Here is a 17,466-nt window from a genome sequence, read left to right on the forward strand (position 1 = left end):
TCCCTTCTGTTTGGATGTGCAAGCAAAGAAGAAATCGTTCCTGATGTGCCGCCTTCGGAACTGTATGCAGACGCACAGATTTCTCTTCAAAGTGGTAATTGGCTTTCTGCAATTGAGAAACTGGAAGCATTAGACTCACGTTACCCATTCGGTGCCTACTCAGAACAGGTGCAGCTTGACCTAATCTATGCGTACTACAAAAACGACGACCTTGCTTTGGGCTTGGCAACCATTTCTCGCTTTATGCGTTTAAACCCAACCCATGAAAAGATGGATTGGGTGCTGTACATGCGAGGTCTAAGCCACATGGCGCAAGATCGTAACTTTATGCATGATTTATTCAGCGTAGATCGAAGCGATCGCGATCCTGAACCGGTAAAAAAAGCGTTTGATGACTTCAAAAAACTACTTCAACGCTACCCGAATAGCCCATATGCAGAAGATTCACAAAAACGTATGGTTGCGCTGAAAAACCGTCTAGCGAACTATGATTTAGCGACTGCTGACTTCTACCTTCGCCGTGAAGCTTGGGTCGCTGCTATTAATCGCAGCCAAGAGCTACAAAAAGCGTATCCAGACACAGAAGCTGCACGTAAGTCACTGACTATCCAGCTAGAGGCCTACAAGCAACTTGGTTTGGAAGACGCCGTAGCAAGAACTGAAAAGCTTATAGAGCTCAACCCTGTGAAGTAATTGAACTTGCTTTAAACTGAACCGCCACCGTTTTTACCGTGGCGGTTTTTTATTACTCTCAATAGTATATTCAGCCCTTTCTTGATGATCTTCCTAGCTCCACATATGCTTAAAGTTCTCCTCCCCCTTTATAAAAAGGATGTGAACGTGACGATATCTAAGCTTTGCGCAGTTATGCTGCTCCTATTGTCTGCTTCCGTTTACGCACTGCAAATCTCGCCGCTCAAACAGCCTCCTTATACCGGAGACCTCGATGTCATCAAGGAGAAGAATGTACTGCGCGTCTTAGTTTCTGCTGATTTAGGCTTTTACTACATTGAGGGCGGCACACCAAAAGGCATAGGCGCGGAATTGCTGGCGCATTTCGAAAAAGACCTTCGTAAACTCAAACCAAAGCTTAACGTACAAATTATTCCTGTTGCCCGCGACCAGCTACTGCCAGCCTTAGAAAACGGTTCAGGTGACTTAGTTGTCGCCAACCTGACTATTACCGACACGCGCAAACAGAAAGTGGAGTTCAGTTCACCCATCCTCACTGGTATTCAAGAGTGGGTAGTGACAAACAAAAGCACACCAACGATGACGAAAATCGAACAATTGAGCGGCAAAGAGATTTGGGTGCGCGCCAGTTCTAGCTACTTTGAAAGCATTCAGACACTAAATAAGAAACTAAACAAAAAAGGCTTACCGCCTGTTATCGTGCACTTTATTGAAGAAACACTTCAAGATTATGAGCTGGTCGGAATGCTCAACAATGGTTACGTCAAAGCCATTGTTCTCGATAGCCATAAAGCCAAGCTTTGGCTGAAAGTGATGGATGATATTCGGGTGCACAAAAAAATCCCTATCCGCAAAAATGGCAAAATTGCTTGGGCAATGCGAGAAAATAGTCCCAAATTAAAAGCCGTCGTGAATAAGTTCATCCAGAAGTCTCGCTCTGGGACACTACTCGGTAACGTTATTTACGGCAAATACATCGATAACACGGGATGGTTGAACAGAGCTCTTAACCCTAAGAAAATTGCTCAACTAGAAAAACTCGCGGCGCTATTTTCACGCTATGGTGAGAAATACGATATCGACTATTTACTGATCGCTGCAATCGCTTACAAGGAATCAGGATTTAATAACGACCTAGTTGGAAGCCGAGGTGCCGTTGGCATAATGCAAGTCCTACCCAGCACCGCTCAAGATCCGAATATCAATATCAAAAATGTTCGACAATTAGAAAACAACATTCATGCTGGAGTGAAATACTTAGCTTTTTTGCGTAAGCAGTACTTCAGTGATCCTGATATTACTGCACAAAATAAACTCTACTTTACATTGGCGGCTTACAATGCGGGCCCCGGCAATGTAGAGCGTATTCGTAAGCGTGCAGCCCAACAAGGTTACGATCCTAATGTTTGGTTTAATAACGTGGAAGTCGTTATGCGGAAAAGTTTAAGCTCAACGGTTGGGTACGTCACAAGCATTAATCGCTACTACATAATATACAAACAACTAGAAAGTTTGGACCAAGTCAAAAGTTTAGAAGGGGTTTCACTAGCCCCAAAAGACCCCATTTTCATGATACCGCTACGAAAAGTCAGCCAAATGCCAGACAGTAAAAAGCCGCTTGTACAGCAAGCGGCTTTTTAAATGGATTCATTGGAGAGACTCAGTGATCGTCATCACACCTTACGTGTAGTTAAATTTTAACCACCTCAAATATTAGGCCGTAAAACTTCCCTAAAAACGAGGCCGTTTTCAGCTGAGTACTCTATCCAATCTACGGATTTACTAACCGATAACAAGCAATTTCACGATAAATCTCAGAAGTTCTTGAGTGAGATCACATTCATTTTTCATCATAAAAAACCCGAGCAAAATAATGATCTGAATCACATTTTTTTATGCTTAAAGCGGTAATCTGAACTCAACCCATGAGGGATGCAACAGAGGAAAAACACTTATGACAATGAATATCACTGGCAAAAACATCGAAATCACCTCTGCAATCCGAGCTCATATTGAGAGCAAATTTAAAAAACTGGAGAAATGGCAAGTAGACCTAATTGGTTGCCAAGCAACTTTCAGTGAGGAACCAAACAAACAGAAAAAATTCGAAGCGGTTATCAAAGTTCCTAAAGGCCAGCTCATTGCCTCAGCAACTCACGAAGATCTTTACGCAGCTATCAACGAAGTGGAGCAAAAACTAGAACGACAATTGAACAAGCTGACCCACAAACCTGAAGCTCGACGTGCAAGTAAGCCTGAGCTAGTGGAAGAAGAAGAGTAAACTGAACAGATTGAGGAAATAGCGCCGAAAGGCGCTATTTTTTTGCTTGACGCTCTCCCCAGCCTTGCTTATTGTGTTTAAACACTCATAAATTAAGCACTATTTATGCATTTAACCTCACTGTTTATTTTTGACTTCTTTTTCCTCCCATAGTTGGAGGGGCGAACTCGTTTGTGAAAGAAAAGTCAAAAACAAACAGAAAGCCTCCCAAATCGGGAGGCTTTTTTATAAGGAAAGAATTGATGACTGACCAACCTATTTCCCTCGAAGAAATTCGTTTACGCTTGAATGAGTTGGATGACCAACTTCTCAGCTTATTGTCTGAGCGCCGTAAACTCAGCATTGAAGTAGCCAAAAGCAAAGTACAAACCTCAAAGCCTGTTCGCGACGCCGTCCGTGAACAGCAATTATTGGTCAAGCTGATTTCTAATGGCCAAGATAAATACGAACTTGACGCGCAGTACATCACCAAACTTTTCCATACCATCATTGAAGACTCAGTTCTGCTTCAACAAAGTTATCTGCAAAATCTCGTTAACCCACAGCAAAGCCGTAAGCCACTTGCTCGCGTCGCTTTTTTAGGAGCCAAAGGCTCTTATTCGCACTTGGCAAGTCGCGAATACTTCAGTCGTAAAAATACGGAGCTTATCGAGCTCAACTGCGAGCACTTTAAAGAAGTGACTCAAACGGTTGAATCTGGCCATGCTGATTATGGCGTTCTGCCAATCGAAAACACCAGCTCTGGCTCTATTAATGAAGTGTATGACTTACTACAACACACGACGCTTTACATCGTTGGAGAGCTAACTCAACCAATCGAACACTGCTTGGTTGCGAAAAAAGACATTCGTCTGGAAGATATTAAAACGCTGTATTCTCACCCTCAGCCACACCAACAGTGCAGTGAGTTTTTAAGCCGTATGAAAGGGGTAAAGCTGGAATCCTGCGCGAGCACAGCAGATGCAATGCAGAAAGTCCAAGAGATGGATCGTGATGATGTGGCTGCAATTGGTAATGCATCAAGCGGTAAGCTATATGGCTTGCAAGCAATTCAAGGCAACATCGCAAACCAAACCGAAAACCATACTCGCTTTATCGTGGTTGCTCGTAAACCGGTTGAAGTTTCTACTCAGATTCCAGCAAAAACCACATTGATCATGTCGACCTCCCAAGAGGCAGGCTCATTGGTTGAAACACTATTAGTGCTGCAACGTTACGGCATCAATATGACCAAGCTGGAATCACGCCCAATTATGGGGAACCCGTGGGAAGAGATGTTCTACGTAGACTTGACATCACATCTTGCTTCGACAGAAATGCAACAGGCACTTGAAGAGCTAACAAAAATCACTAAGCACTTGAAAGTATTAGGCTGTTACCCGAGTGAGAACGTAAAGCCTACGCAAGTAAAATTGAGTTAATAGACACCAGTGAGTAAAAAGATCATGGCAACCCAAAAAGTCGTAATCGCATCGCTAAACCCAGCCAAAATTAATGCAGTTCAAAGTGCATTTCGTAATGCATTTCCGCATCAAGAGTTCAACTTCGTTGGCATCAGTGTACCGAGTGAGGTCGCAGATCAGCCCATGACGAATGAAGAAACTCATCGTGGTGCGCTAAACCGCGTTAAAAACGCAAAAGTAGAGATGCCAAACGCGGATTACTATGTCGGTCTCGAAGCGGGAATTGAAGCAAACGTGACGTTTGCTTGGATGGTGGTTGAGTCAGAGACTCACCGCGGTGAATCTCGTTCTGCAAGCTTAATGTTGCCGCCAAAAGTCTTGGAAAAACTCAAGGATGCGAATGAGTTGGGAGATGTAATGGACAAAGTGTTTGGTACTGATAACATCAAACAGAAAGGTGGCGCTATTAGCCTACTAACCCAAAACCAGCTAACTCGAAGCTCGGTCTATCACCAAGCCTTGATTCTGGCTTTGATTCCATTCACAAACCCTGAGCACTTTCCTTCAAATTTATAACACTCAGCCTATTCTCTAGATACGCAAAAGGGCGGATATTTCCGCCCTTTGTAATACGTTATCTTAGTCAATTGTAACACCAAGGCCTAAAAGCAAATTGGATATACTGTCTACTTAGATACCGCAACTTGTTCTAACAAGACTTTCAACTTGTCTTTTTCTTCATCAGATTTCGACTTTAGTTCGTTAGAGCCACGAGTAATGGTGGCAATGCCCACACCAAGCATCTGACTGATCTGACGTTGAGATAATTCTCCTTTAAGAAGTTCGTTAATTATATTAACGCGTGATATTAATGACTCTCTCTCATCACGTGACATCAGCATAGTTAACAGCATGTCATCTTGCTGGGTGCCCATACTTGTTCGAATTAGCTCAATAATCTGTTGCCAGTCTTTGTACTCGGGTTCGTGCGACATCAAGTTACCTCACTCAATACTTGGTATTGATCTCATGTTGATTCAAGAACGCGCCATCGATACCCAAAAGATCACGATAGTATGTTTCAAACATCAAGATGTTTTGCACATAACCGCGCGTCTCTTTAAATGGAATTGCCTCAATAAAGGCATAAGCATCCACTTTTCCTTGGGTACGCTCTCGCCACGTTTTTACTCTGTTAGGACCTGCATTATAAGCAGCAAGAGCAAAAATACGATTATTATCGTAATCCTCTAATAAACCTTGCAAATAATGGCTACCAATTTCGATATTTTTTCCTACATTGTAGAGATCCTGCGTACCTTGATAACTCAACTTATATTTACGTGCCGTGTACTTCGCCGTCGCAGGCATGATCTGCATAAGACCACGAGCGCCAACTGGAGAGCGGGCTTCAACATCTAACGCACTTTCCTGTCGAGCGAGAGACATCATCGTGACGGGATCAATGTTGTGCTTTTTCGCATAAAAGTTAAACCACCAGCGGTGTGCTATTGGGAACCTAAGTTCGATATTATCCCACATCTGCGCTTGAATACTCGCGGTCACCGTTAGGTTATGCCAACGTTTAAATGATGCATAAGCCGCCAACATCGCCTTTTCATCTTTCCCTACGCGGCGCAGTAAGTGTGCCCATTCACTCTTCGCTGCTGCGATTTTATCCGTCGCGATCAACTCTTCGATACGAGCTAACGAGTCTTGATAGGGTTGAACAACTTTCTTATCCAACTTAACCGTATGCGTTGGGTATTTGATTGATTGCCCGATTGCATTGGCGGCAGCCACACTGTAGAAGTTTCGTTGCCCAAGCAGAGTTGCTAAACGCTGTTTCCCCGCGATGTCATCACCTAACGCTATTTCACTTCTTCCAAGCCAATATTGCCAGCGTAGCGTGGCTTGTTCTTCTTTATTTAGAACAGCAATCCACTCTTGTACGCCTTTCCAATCTGCATTTTGAATCGCTAAGCGGATGCGCGTTTCAATCAACGGTAAGTACTGACTGGTTTTCGTTTTATCATCGCGCCATTTAGCTAATGACTCAGACTCCGTACGAGTCAATCGAAATGCAATATAGTCGGCAAGTTCTTGCGCTTTTTCTGGAGAAAACTTCTGTCCTTTAATGACAGCATCGTACGCACCTTGTGCTTGGCTAGTGTTCATGCGAGCCAACTTTTCTAACGCATATTCACTTTGCGCTCGATTAAAATCATTCGCAGGTTTTTTCTTCGCGAATTCCGCAACACTTGAAGGATTATCAAATAACGCTTTCATTTCTTTGGCTTGTTGCTTTGCCTGCGCTGATTTAGGCAGTTTGAGCAAGTAACTCATCAAACCGCCATTACGAGCATCAAACGCCAGTAACATACGCTGTAGAATCAGTTCATCGGTACGCTCACCCGCCTTGTCCCATGCCGCAAATAATGGGTCACACTCATCAGCAATGCTGATGCCACGTAACCACATATGTTCAGCCCCTTTAAATGCCGCGACTTTCTTGCCTTGCTTTAACTGGGCGACGTAGAAAATACATTGGTAACGCTCACCACTAGGAATGACTTTTTGAAACTCAGTAATAGTTTTCCAATCTTTTTGCTTATAAAGATGATTGAGGTATGGAGCGCGAACTCGACGAGAAAATGGAAAAGACTCGTGCTCAGAAATAAACTCGTTTACCTGTTGTGGTGACTTTTCCGGTAACTGTCTAATAAAAGTGCGGTAATCCACATAAGGCGTTAGTGGATAGTCAGAAATTTTAGGACGAATCGAAAGGTATCCATCGATGTCATTTTTATCTAATAAATCTTGAGCTTGCTCATATACTTCGCGCTGCTTTTCCAAACTCAGCGCGGCATTAGCACTCAAACTCATAGCACACAACGCGGCGGCGCAGCATACGTTTTTAGCCAATTCAGATACGTTGAATCTCATTTGTGTCATTTTCCCCAGACATATACTGCCCTAAAGCCTAGTTTTGTTAGAGTTCATGTGATGTTAAGGCAATTTTCACACATGCATCTATTTACACAGAATGCAGATGTCCATGTAAAGCAACTTAGTGTATTAAAAATTGTACTCGTCAAACTTTTAAGACGATGGAGACAAAGCGTTTCTAACTCGCATAGAAAACACTTCGTCATTCTTAACGAATAACAAAAGTGTATACCCTAACCGTGTAAGTTTCCGGTCAGCTCAAAATAAGAAATCCATTCGTTAGGGAAATTCTTGCAATGCGGTAACAAAAACAAAGCAGTTGGTATAAAATGATGGGTTTGAATGACAGTTAATTTAGGAACGATCGGCAATGGCTGAATACGTATATACCATGTCGCGGGTGAGCAAAATTGTGCCACCTAAGCGTCAAATTCTTAAAGACATCTCTCTGAGCTTCTTCCCTGGTGCGAAAATCGGTGTTTTAGGTCTGAACGGTGCAGGTAAATCCACACTGCTACGTATCATGGCAGGTATCGACACGGATATCGACGGTGAAGCGCGTCCACAACCTGGTCTAAACGTAGGTTACCTACCTCAGGAACCAGTATTAGACGAATCAAAAACCGTTCGTGAAGTTGTTGAAGAAGCGGTTGCTGACGTTGCTGACGCTCTGAAACGTTTGGACGCAGTCTACGCAGCTTACGCTGAACCAGATGCAGACTTCGACGCACTTGCAAAAGAGCAAGGCGAGCTAGAAGCCCTTATCCAAGCGAAAGATGGTCATAACCTAGAAAATGCGCTTGAGCGTGCAGCAAACGCACTACGTTTACCTGAATGGGACCAAAAAATTGCGCACCTATCAGGTGGTGAACGCCGCCGTGTGGCTATTTGTCGCTTGCTACTTTCTAAGCCAGACATGCTATTGCTTGATGAACCTACCAACCACCTAGATGCAGAATCAGTTGCTTGGCTAGAGCGCTTCTTAGTGGATTACACAGGTACCGTAGTGGCCATCACCCACGACCGTTACTTCCTAGATAACGCTGCGGGCTGGATCTTAGAACTGGACCGTGGTGAAGGTATCCCATGGGAAGGCAACTACACCTCATGGCTGGAGCAAAAAGACGCTCGTCTACAACAAGAAGCCTCCCAAGAGAGTGCTCGCCAAAAGACTATCGAGAAAGAGCTTGAGTGGGTACGTAAAAACCCTAAAGGTCGTCAAGCGAAGTCAAAAGCACGTATGGCTCGCTTTGAAGAACTGCAAAGCTCTGATCACCAAAAACGTAATGAAACCAATGAACTGTTTATCCCACCAGGTGAGCGTCTAGGTGATAAGGTTATTGAAGTGAAGAACCTGACCAAGTCATTTGACGGTCGTGTTCTGATTGATGACCTGTCATTCAGCATCCCTAAAGGTGCGATTGTTGGTATCATCGGTGCGAACGGCGCAGGTAAATCGACGCTATTCAAGATGTTAAGTGGTACTGAACAACCAGACTCGGGCACAATTGAGATGGGCGATACAGTAAAACTGGCATCGGTCGATCAGTTCCGTGACAGCATGGACGATTCTAAAACCGTATTCCAAGAGATCTCTGAAGGTGCTGATATCATTAAGATCAACAACTTCGAAATCCCAGCTCGCGCATACTGTTCACGCTTTAACTTTAAAGGCAGTGACCAACAAAAGATTATTGGTGAACTATCGGGTGGTGAGCGTAACCGTGTCCACCTTGCGAAGCTGCTTAAAGCGGGCGGTAACGTGTTGCTACTCGACGAACCAACCAACGACCTTGACGTTGAAACACTGCGTGCTCTAGAAGAAGCATTACTAGAGTTCCCTGGTTGTGCAATGGTTATCTCGCACGACCGTTGGTTCCTTGACCGTATCGCAACCCACATCATTGACTACCGTGACGAAGGCCAAGTTAACTTCTACGAAGGTAACTACACAGAGTACATGGATTGGTTGAAGAAAACATTGGGTCCTGAAGCCGCAGAACCACACCGTATCAAATACAAGCGCATTGCGAAGTAATCGCAACCCACAAAGTTTGATTGTAATTTGTACAAAGGCCGCTATCATAGCGGCCTTTGTTTTCTTTGTTATAAAAAGAGCTCATTAGCCCGTCTCGTTCGTTAAGAACATGACATAGCACTTACGTCACTCTGTAGCGATCTCGACACTTTTCAAACAACAATCGAACATTTTTTGTTCGTATTGATATACTATTCAATTCTGTTTGACGACCTGACGAGAATATTCATATGACAGAGAGACGACGCTTTTCACGTATTCTCCATCAAGCTCCAGCTAAGATAGAACAACGTGACTTGGCAATTGAAGCTAGGATTCAAGATCTTTCCTAGCATGGTTTACTCATGAAAGTGGAAGAGACTGAGGCTTTGGATCCAACCCTTCCAGTCCATGTGACTTTTTCATTTGATCAATCCGAACAAGTGATTACGTTAAAAGCGCAAATTGTGAATGTCTCTAAGTGTGAGATTAGGTTGAAGATCGCTAAGATAGACATCGAAAGCATTAGCCAACTAAAACGATTTATAGAATTGAATGTAGGCAATAACGACCTTCTGAATCGAGAGTTAGAGCACCTCTCAGGTTTTTAGGAGAAAAATAAATGAACGCCTATTTAAGTAACAATAACTATGTCTAAAAAAATCATCATGCAGATCCCGACGAAAGACGGCGATCAGCAGTTCTATTTGGGCCGCAGTTCGGTCCTAGCAGTATTTGCTTCAGTATTGGCATTACCCGCCGTCGTTGGTGGCGCGTGGTACCTTAATCAGCAGCAGATGCACAATAAAGACGAACTAACACAAATCATCGCCAAACTGGAAAGTGAAAAGGCCGAAGTGACGGCTCTTTACGAAGAGCAGCTTGATACCAATCATTCACTTTCCCAGTCTTTGACTGACAAAAACAATCAAATTCAGCTATTGGGCAAACGGGTATTCGACGTTGAATCGGTTTTAGGTCTCGCAGACGAAGAGTTGATGATCGATGAGAACAGCATGGGGTTAGAGGAGCGAATTGACGCAGCCGCTATCGATTCTGCTGTTCGAGCGACGATGTTCCGTTTGATACCAAATGACAGTCCAGTCACATACCAACGTATTTCTTCTTCTTACGGCAGTCGTATTAATCCGATTTCAGGTAAGAGGCATGTTCATACTGGTATCGATCTGACTTGTAAAAGAGGAGAAGAGATCCTGGCACCGGCTGACGGTGTGGTGGAAACCGTTCGCCCGAGCAATCGTGGTTATGGTAACTATGTCACCATTCGTCACTCATTTGGCTTTATGAGCTCTTTTGCTCATCTACAACGCTTCAAAGTGAAAAGCGGTCAGTTTGTTAGTAAAGGCGACATCATTGCTCAATGCGGTAACTCTGGCAACTCCACAGGGCCACACTTGCACTATGAAGTACGCTTCCTCGGACGAGCACTCAACCCTCAATACTTAATGGAGTGGACGCCAGAAAACTTCAATGACGTCTTTGAAAAAGAGAAAAAAGTGAAATGGGGACCTTTGGTTCAATTGATTGATAACGTTGTACGTCTACAAGTCAATTTAACCAATTCACCCTATCGCGATACCAGTATCAACACAGTATCAAGTGAAGATACGAGTAATACTGCGACGAACTGATTTGTCCATCAACACGAAAAAGAGCAGCTTACGCTGCTCTTTTTGTTTCGGACTCTGCACGGCTAAATGACCCGTGATTAGCCGCGATGAATATTATCATTCGCCTGTTTGAGTAAGTTTTGGCTCTCATTCATAAATTGTTGAGAATAAGTACCAAACCAATCACTCACCTGCTTAAAGCTTTCGATGAATCGCGCTTTGTCTCTGCTATCCAGAATCGCTACCGCATCACCTAAACGCTGATGGAATCGCTTGATCATATCGATATTCTCTTGAGAAGAGAAAATGATATCACCGTACAAGTTCGGATCCTGACCAAACAGTCGTCCCACCATCGCCAATTCAAGGCGGTAGATTGGCGAGCTTAACTTCAACAACTGATCGATGTTCGGGTTCTCTTTGCTTAGGTGCATACCGTAAGCAAACGACGTGAAGTGGCGCAACGCCTGAATCAACGTCATGCCATGATCGTGCTCTTGTGCATCGATTTGGCACAAGCTTGCGCCCCAAATTCCAAACTGTTGCAATAGCCATTGGTAATGCTCGTGACCACGACCATCACAGTACACAATAACCTGCTTGGCAAGGCTCGGAACATCTGGGCCAAACATTGGGTGTAAACCAACTACAGGACCTTGGTGCACATTCAACATTGCTTGCAGAGGCTTCGACTTGATAGAAGTCAGGTCACACAGAATACAGTCTTGCGGCAAGTTCCCCAGTTTTTCGATCACCCCTTCCGTTAGATGAATCGGCACCGTGACCACGACTAAACCCGCGTTGTCTAGAATCTCATCCGCATGATCCCAGTCTTTACTGCCGAGAACTTTGACCTGGTAGCCCGACAATTTGAACATACGCCCAAACAGGCCACCCAATTGACCATTACCACCAATAATAACAACTGAGCGTAAATCAGGGTTCAAACACTTAAAACCGGAATCTTTCTCGCTGGCATAAGACTCACGCATTGTTCGACGCAGAATATCTTCAATAAGCTGTGGAGGAATTCCCATTTTTTCAGCTTCAGCGCGACGAGAAGCTAACATCGCCGCTTCGCGGTCTGGAGCATAAATTGGCAAACCATGTTCGCTTTTTACTTCCCCAACTTTCTCTACGAGCGCTAAACGCTGAGCCAATAGCTCCAACATTTGCTTGTCGACTGCATCAATCTGATCGCGTAATGCGTTAAGTTCAACTGCCATTGATGTTCCTTAAATCCTGTATTAATTAGCCTTTAGACGATTTTCTAAGAAAGGCACTAGCTCTTCATGTGCATGACGTAATAGTGCCTCAGTTGAATCCCAATTGATACATGCGTCAGTGATAGATACACCGTATTTCATCTCTTCAAGAGCTAAGTCAGAAGATTGATTTCCTTCATTGATATGGCTTTCAATCATAAGACCGATAATAGATTTATTGCCTTCACGGATTTGATGAATCACATCCTCCGCGACTAATGGCTGGCGACGGTAATCTTTACGTGAGTTGGCGTGACTGCAATCCACCATTAATGAAGCATCAAGACCAGATTTCGCCATCTCTTGCTCACACTCAGTGACGGATACCGAATCGTAGTTAGTTTGCTTGCCGCCACGTAAGATCACATGTCCATTAGCATTGCCCTGGGTGGTTAATAGTGCGACTTGTCCCTCACGATTAATTCCCATAAAACGGTGGCTAGAGGACGCAGCTTGCATCGCGTTAATTGCGGTTGCCAAACTGCCATCCGTGCCATTCTTAAAACCGATTGGCATAGACAGGCCGCTTGCCATTTCACGGTGAGTTTGTGACTCCGTCGTACGAGCACCGATGGCTGCCCAGCTAAAAGTATCCGCCAAGTATTGTGGGCTAATTGGGTCTAGAGCCTCAGTCGCGAGCGGGATTTCCATCTCTGCCAGCTCCACCAGAAGTTCGCGTCCAACATGCAGACCGTGTTCAATATCGAAACTGCCGTCTAGGTGTGGGTCATTGATCAGGCCTTTCCAGCCGACCGTGGTGCGCGGCTTCTCAAAGTAAACACGCATAACAATATACAGTTGGTCACTTAGTTGTTCAGAGAGTGCTTTAAGGCGCTTTGCGTAATCCTTCGCCGCTTCTACGTCGTGGATAGAACATGGACCGCATACAACAAGCAGGCGGTGATCCTTCTTGTGAATAATATTAGCGATAGTTTGACGAGACTCTTGAATAAAGCGACGTGCTTTTTCACTCAAAGGAAGCTTGGTTTTTAGTTCCTCCGGAGTAATAAGAACCTGTTCTTCGATAATATTAATATTGCTCAACTCACTTTTCTGCATAACTCTAACCTGTATATTTATTTTTACACCCAACCAAACCCTTGGTGAGACAACTAAGCTTTAACGACAAGATAACAGGCTAAAAAAGAAAAACAAGCGTACATAATAAAAAACATTTAGTGTAAAATAAAGTTTACAGCTAAATAAAAAGCCAAAGCATAATTAACTTTGGCTTCTCATCGCCGTTTTGAATCTTTTACAAGAGGTTTAGCTAGTCAAGCGTTTCATCGCTTCACTCGCCGCTTTCCACTCTTGAGATAGCTTAAGTTCGCTTGGAGAAAATGACTGTTTTTTCAGTAATGCATCCGCGAGTGGCACGGTTGAAACCGGTAAGTTGTCTAATACTTCAACGTGCGCTTCTCGTTTATTACACATTAACAACATATCGCAGCCAGCTCTCAATGCTTGAGCACCTCGCTCGGCTGGGCTGCCCATAATCGCAGCGCCTTCCATGGTCAAGTCATCCGAAAAAACCAAACCTTTAAAACCCAATTGCTGACGCAGAACCTGTTTTAACCAGTATTCAGAACCGCTGGCTGGTTGAGCATCATAATGTGGGAAAATCACGTGAGCAGGCATCATGGCATCTAAAATACCGGCATCAATTTGCGCTTTGAAGATCGCCATATCTTGTTCAAAAATATCACTGCGCTCGTCGTATGGTGTTTCTAGATGTGAGTCTGCAATCACGCCACCATGTCCAGGGAAGTGTTTGCCTGTCGTTGCCATGCCAACACTCTTCATTCCTTGCATATAAGCAGTGCTATAGCGAAGAATGGTATCGGCATCTTCACCGAATGCACGGTTACCGATCGCTTTACATTGATGGCCTTGGTCAAGTACCGGGGCAAAGCTTAAATCAATATCATGGGCAATCAGCTCTGCTGCCATTAACCAACCGCCCATACGAGCAAGCTCTTCACCATTTTGATGTTTAGCGTACTCATCAGCAGCAGGAATTAATGAGAAACCTTCACTAAAGCGCTGCACTCGGCCGCCTTCTTGATCCACACCGATCAAAAACGGGCGCTTAGCCGCCTTTCGGATGGATTGAGTAAGTGCTTGAAGCTGTTCGCTATCATGATAGTTGCGAGCAAATAGAATTAAGCCACCAACCGTAGGATGCTCCAAGATTTCTTTGTCTTCAGCGGTCAGTTCATACCCCGCAACGTCAACCCATAACGGTCCCATGTTTTCTCCTCAAAATCGGCTGAATATCTCGTATTCGATGAGGTTATTCGCTTCAGATTTGCTTTACAATAAGTGAATGAAGAATTGACGAGATCGGCTATGAAATTTAACGAACTGTACATTGGTGTGATGTCTGGAACGAGTATGGATGGTGTTGATACCGCTCTAGTTGAAATAAGCGATGAGCACGTTCGCCTGATTGCGCACGACGACTACCCAATGCCCGCAGCGCTAAAAGACATGCTGTTATCTGTTTGTACCGGTCAAGGAACAAATTTAAAAACCATAGGTGAACTTGACCACCAGCTCGGCCACCTATTTGCAGATGCCGTGTTACAGCTGCTCAATAAGTCTGGTTACGTCGCAGAGCAAATTCGTGCGATTGGTAATCACGGTCAAACAGTGTTCCATCAGCCTACCGGAAACTTGCCGTTTACCACTCAATTGGGCGATGCCAACATTATCGCGGTCAAGACAGGCATTGATACGGTAGCGGATTTTCGTCGTAAAGACATGGCGCTAGGTGGACAAGGTGCCCCACTCGTCCCTGCTTTCCATAAATGCATTTTTGCGATGCAGGATTCCACAACTGTGGTGCTTAACATTGGAGGCATTGCCAATATCTCGGTACTGCATCCAGAACAACCAGTCATTGGCTATGACACAGGCCCGGGCAATATGTTGATGGACGCATGGTGTGCGCTGCATACTGGGCAAAGCTTCGACGAAGATGCACAATTTGCACTTAAAGGAACGGTAAACGCTACTTTGTTGACTCAATTACTCAAAGAAGCTTACCTCGCCATGCCAGCCCCTAAAAGTACCGGACGAGAACTGTTCAATATTGACTGGCTGCATCAACAACTGGCCCATCACAATTTACCAATCGAAGACGTACAACGTACACTTTGCGAGTATTCTGCAATTACCATTGCCAACGAAGTCGACAAGTTTTCTCATGGCATCACACCTCAACTATTGGTCTGTGGCGGTGGAGCAAGAAACCCACTTTTGATGCAGCGACTAGCTAAGTTATTGCCACAATGGAGCGTTGCGACAACGGCAGAAAAAGGCGTTGATGGCGACTACATGGAAGCAATGGCGTTTGCTTGGCTTGCGCAGCGCCATATTCACGGCCTCCCTAGCAACTTACCGGAAGTTACGGGGGCAAGTCGTCTCGCTTCACTGGGTGTACTCTATTCAAAAAATTAAGGGCAATAGATCCTAAACAAAAAGGCTTAATTCATTATGACGAACGATGCACTTATCGCAGCTTTATCCCATCTGGTATCTGAAGGGCGAAATCCAGACACCATGGACATCGACTTGCTGCCTTCTCTCGATATTGTTCAACGCATCAACCAACAGGACAAACTCGTTCCTCTTGCCGTTGAAAAAGTATTGCCTGAGATCGCTGAAGCCGTTGATAAGATCACGGAAGCATTTAAGGTCGGAGGTCGGTTGTTTTACATCGGTGCGGGTACCAGTGGTCGACTTGGCGTTTTGGACGCTTCAGAATGCCCACCAACTTTTGGCACAGATCCAGAGATGGTCGTTGGTATTATTGCCGGTGGAAAAGAGGCAATGTTCCGTGCAAAAGAAGGGGCGGAGGACGACCCAGCATTGGGCGAGCAAGATCTTAAAGAGAATACGCTAACACAACGCGATGTCGTCGTTGGTATTGCGGCAAGTGGACGAACACCTTACGTGATTGGTGGCTTAGAGTATGCGAACGAGCTTGGTGCCACCACTGTAGCACTATCTTGTAACCCTGACTCTCCGATTGCAGATATTGCTGATATTGCGATTAGCCCCGTTGTTGGACCTGAAGCGTTAACGGGATCCACTCGCTTAAAATCAGGGACGGCACAAAAACTCGTACTAAACATGCTCACTACCGCAAGCATGATTCGCCTGGGCAAAAGTTATCAGAACTTAATGGTAGATGTGAAAGCGACGAATGCAAAGCTAGTTGCAAGAGCGGCTCGTATTGTTATGCAAGCAACAGATTGTACTAACCAAGAGGCTAAAACGGCGCTCAAAGAAACGGACTACGACGCCAAGTTAGCGATTTTGATGATTTTAACCGGGCTGGATAGAGAAAGCGCGACTGAGCAACTGAACGCCAAGCAAGGATATTTAAGAAAAGTCGTGATCGCGCAAACTAATCAATCTTAATCAATAAAGCGCCTCACTTATTTAAAAGTCAGGCGCCTTTTATGGCTTAATTTAGTAGTTCAATCGTTCAATGTGAGTAATACCGACTTTACCTTCAAGGTCACTGAACATATGAACCATTGCTGGGTATGGTTGTGCTCCAGGGTAGACAACTTCTGCATTACAGAAAAACGCATAGTTTTGTCCGGCTACGACTTGAGTAGCCACAACCAAAGGGGAGTATTTGACACCGACAAACCCCTCGATACCTTTAGCAAATACTTCTTTATTCTCTGCTGTGAGTTCATGAAATGGACTCCAGCCACCAGCCATTTGCGTTGACATAATGTGATTCCTTTTTTTGCTGTGCTCACTATCAAGCAATATGAACATAGTTTAATAAGGAAGATTTTGCCACATTTATGTGATGCAGACAGTGTAACAACGGCTTTATTGACTATTAATTTGAGTATTCATTCCAACCACGTTGCCATTCCATGCGGAATTTTTGCGCTTGCTCAGTACCTTCACAAACCCCTTCGTAATACTGACCAGATAACCCCATTTGATACGCAAAAGCAGGATTACAGTACTCACGTAAACCTTCTAAATAACCTTGGTCGTAGTCACTTTGCTTAACACTACCCAACTCACGAAGCTCGCTCATCGTGCGCGATGTGTGTCCGGTTATGCCATCTTGATATCCGATCTGATGCCAATCTCCCGACTTGGCAAGATCTGCTGTCGTTGCTGTGCATCCTGCAAGTAAAGCCAGTGCCAGACCTACCGTTACCTTTTTCATGGTTCTTCCTTAAGTAAT

General features: G+C 44.5%; 16 protein-coding genes, 1 pseudogene and 1 other annotated feature. Of the genes and pseudogenes, 10 read left to right on the forward strand and 7 right to left on the reverse strand.

Going from position 1 to position 17,466, the window contains the following annotated elements; all coding sequences use genetic code 11:
* The 5 genes from bamD to yjjX form a co-directional block, all read left to right on the forward strand.
* Positions 1 to 693: outer membrane protein assembly factor BamD (gene bamD / locus R8N46_RS13145; RefSeq protein ID WP_318189654.1), on the forward strand; the 693-nt coding region annotated here is incomplete at its 5' end.
* 147 nt (positions 694 to 840) lie between these two features.
* On the forward strand, positions 841 to 2,334 hold the full coding sequence (locus tag R8N46_RS13150; RefSeq protein WP_025768442.1) for a transglycosylase SLT domain-containing protein: 1,494 nt from the start codon (positions 841 to 843) through the stop codon (positions 2,332 to 2,334).
* Between the two features lie 313 nt (positions 2,335 to 2,647).
* Positions 2,648 to 2,974, forward strand: coding sequence for a ribosome hibernation-promoting factor, HPF/YfiA family (gene hpf, locus R8N46_RS13155; RefSeq protein ID WP_005381889.1), 327 nt, complete (start codon positions 2,648 to 2,650; stop codon positions 2,972 to 2,974).
* 108 nt (positions 2,975 to 3,082) lie between these two features.
* Positions 3,083 to 3,204, forward strand: a sequence feature (Phe leader region).
* 12 nt (positions 3,205 to 3,216) lie between these two features.
* On the forward strand, positions 3,217 to 4,395 hold the full coding sequence (gene pheA, locus R8N46_RS13160) for a prephenate dehydratase (RefSeq protein WP_017636154.1): 1,179 nt from the start codon (positions 3,217 to 3,219) through the stop codon (positions 4,393 to 4,395).
* 24 nt (positions 4,396 to 4,419) lie between these two features.
* Positions 4,420 to 4,953, forward strand: a complete 534-nt coding sequence (gene yjjX / locus R8N46_RS13165; protein ID WP_025768441.1) for an inosine/xanthosine triphosphatase — start codon at positions 4,420 to 4,422, stop codon at positions 4,951 to 4,953.
* A 110-nt stretch (positions 4,954 to 5,063) separates the two neighbouring features.
* On the opposite strand, the gene trpR is transcribed toward yjjX, so the two are convergent.
* Together trpR and sltY are read right to left on the reverse strand one after the other, a co-directional pair.
* Positions 5,064 to 5,372: a trp operon repressor gene (trpR, locus tag R8N46_RS13170; protein ID WP_005381892.1), complete on the reverse strand. Its 309-nt coding sequence runs from the start codon at positions 5,370 to 5,372 to the stop codon at positions 5,064 to 5,066.
* Between the two features lie 13 nt (positions 5,373 to 5,385).
* Positions 5,386 to 7,332 carry a murein transglycosylase gene (gene sltY, locus R8N46_RS13175; protein ID WP_411912876.1) on the reverse strand — a complete coding sequence of 649 codons (1,947 nt, stop codon included), beginning with the start codon at positions 7,330 to 7,332 and terminating at the stop codon, positions 5,386 to 5,388.
* A gap of 364 nt (positions 7,333 to 7,696) precedes the next feature.
* Between sltY and ettA the strand changes: the two genes are divergently transcribed.
* The 3 genes and pseudogenes from ettA to R8N46_RS13190 all read left to right on the forward strand — a co-directional run bounded on the left by ettA (position 7,697) and on the right by R8N46_RS13190 (position 10,995).
* Positions 7,697 to 9,364: an energy-dependent translational throttle protein EttA gene (gene ettA / locus R8N46_RS13180; RefSeq protein ID WP_005381894.1), complete on the forward strand. Its 1,668-nt coding sequence runs from the start codon at positions 7,697 to 7,699 to the stop codon at positions 9,362 to 9,364.
* A 344-nt stretch (positions 9,365 to 9,708) separates the two neighbouring features.
* Positions 9,709 to 9,965: pseudogene (locus R8N46_RS13185) on the forward strand (PilZ domain-containing protein).
* 28 nt (positions 9,966 to 9,993) lie between these two features.
* Complete coding sequence (locus tag R8N46_RS13190) at positions 9,994 to 10,995, forward strand: M23 family metallopeptidase (protein WP_005381900.1); 1,002 nt, start codon at positions 9,994 to 9,996, stop codon at positions 10,993 to 10,995.
* 77 nt (positions 10,996 to 11,072) lie between these two features.
* On the opposite strand, the gene tyrA is transcribed toward R8N46_RS13190, so the two are convergent.
* From tyrA to nagZ, 3 genes are all read right to left on the reverse strand, one after another.
* Positions 11,073 to 12,200, reverse strand: coding sequence for a bifunctional chorismate mutase/prephenate dehydrogenase (gene tyrA, locus R8N46_RS13195; protein WP_005381901.1), 1,128 nt, complete (start codon positions 12,198 to 12,200; stop codon positions 11,073 to 11,075).
* Positions 12,201 to 12,221: 21 nt separating this feature from the next.
* Positions 12,222 to 13,298, reverse strand: coding sequence for a 3-deoxy-7-phosphoheptulonate synthase (locus R8N46_RS13200; RefSeq protein ID WP_005381904.1), 1,077 nt, complete (start codon positions 13,296 to 13,298; stop codon positions 12,222 to 12,224).
* 207 nt (positions 13,299 to 13,505) lie between these two features.
* Positions 13,506 to 14,489, reverse strand: coding sequence for a beta-N-acetylhexosaminidase (gene nagZ, locus R8N46_RS13205; RefSeq protein WP_318098445.1), 984 nt, complete (start codon positions 14,487 to 14,489; stop codon positions 13,506 to 13,508).
* Positions 14,490 to 14,588: 99 nt separating this feature from the next.
* Here nagZ and R8N46_RS13210 point away from each other — a divergent pair, with 99 nt between their 5' ends.
* The gene (locus tag R8N46_RS13210) at positions 14,589 to 15,701 is read left to right on the forward strand and encodes an anhydro-N-acetylmuramic acid kinase (RefSeq protein ID WP_042521865.1); all 1,113 of its coding nucleotides are present in this window, start codon (positions 14,589 to 14,591) and stop codon (positions 15,699 to 15,701) included.
* Between the two features lie 36 nt (positions 15,702 to 15,737).
* Positions 15,738 to 16,667, forward strand: coding sequence for an N-acetylmuramic acid 6-phosphate etherase (gene murQ / locus R8N46_RS13215; RefSeq protein ID WP_017636161.1), 930 nt, complete (start codon positions 15,738 to 15,740; stop codon positions 16,665 to 16,667).
* Positions 16,668 to 16,718: 51 nt separating this feature from the next.
* Here the strand turns inward: murQ and R8N46_RS13220 are convergent, their stop codons facing one another.
* Both R8N46_RS13220 and R8N46_RS13225 read right to left on the reverse strand, forming a co-directional pair.
* On the reverse strand, positions 16,719 to 16,991 hold the full coding sequence (locus tag R8N46_RS13220) for a hypothetical protein (protein ID WP_005381911.1): 273 nt from the start codon (positions 16,989 to 16,991) through the stop codon (positions 16,719 to 16,721).
* Positions 16,992 to 17,106: 115 nt separating this feature from the next.
* Entirely contained in the window at positions 17,107 to 17,448 is a 342-nt protein-coding gene (locus R8N46_RS13225; protein ID WP_005381912.1) for a DUF2799 domain-containing protein, read from the reverse strand.
* Between the last annotated feature and the right edge of the window lie 18 nt (positions 17,449 to 17,466).

The sequence above is a fragment of the Vibrio sp. 1874 genome, assembly GCF_033344395.1.
GTDB lineage: Bacteria > Pseudomonadota > Gammaproteobacteria > Enterobacterales > Vibrionaceae > Vibrio > Vibrio alginolyticus.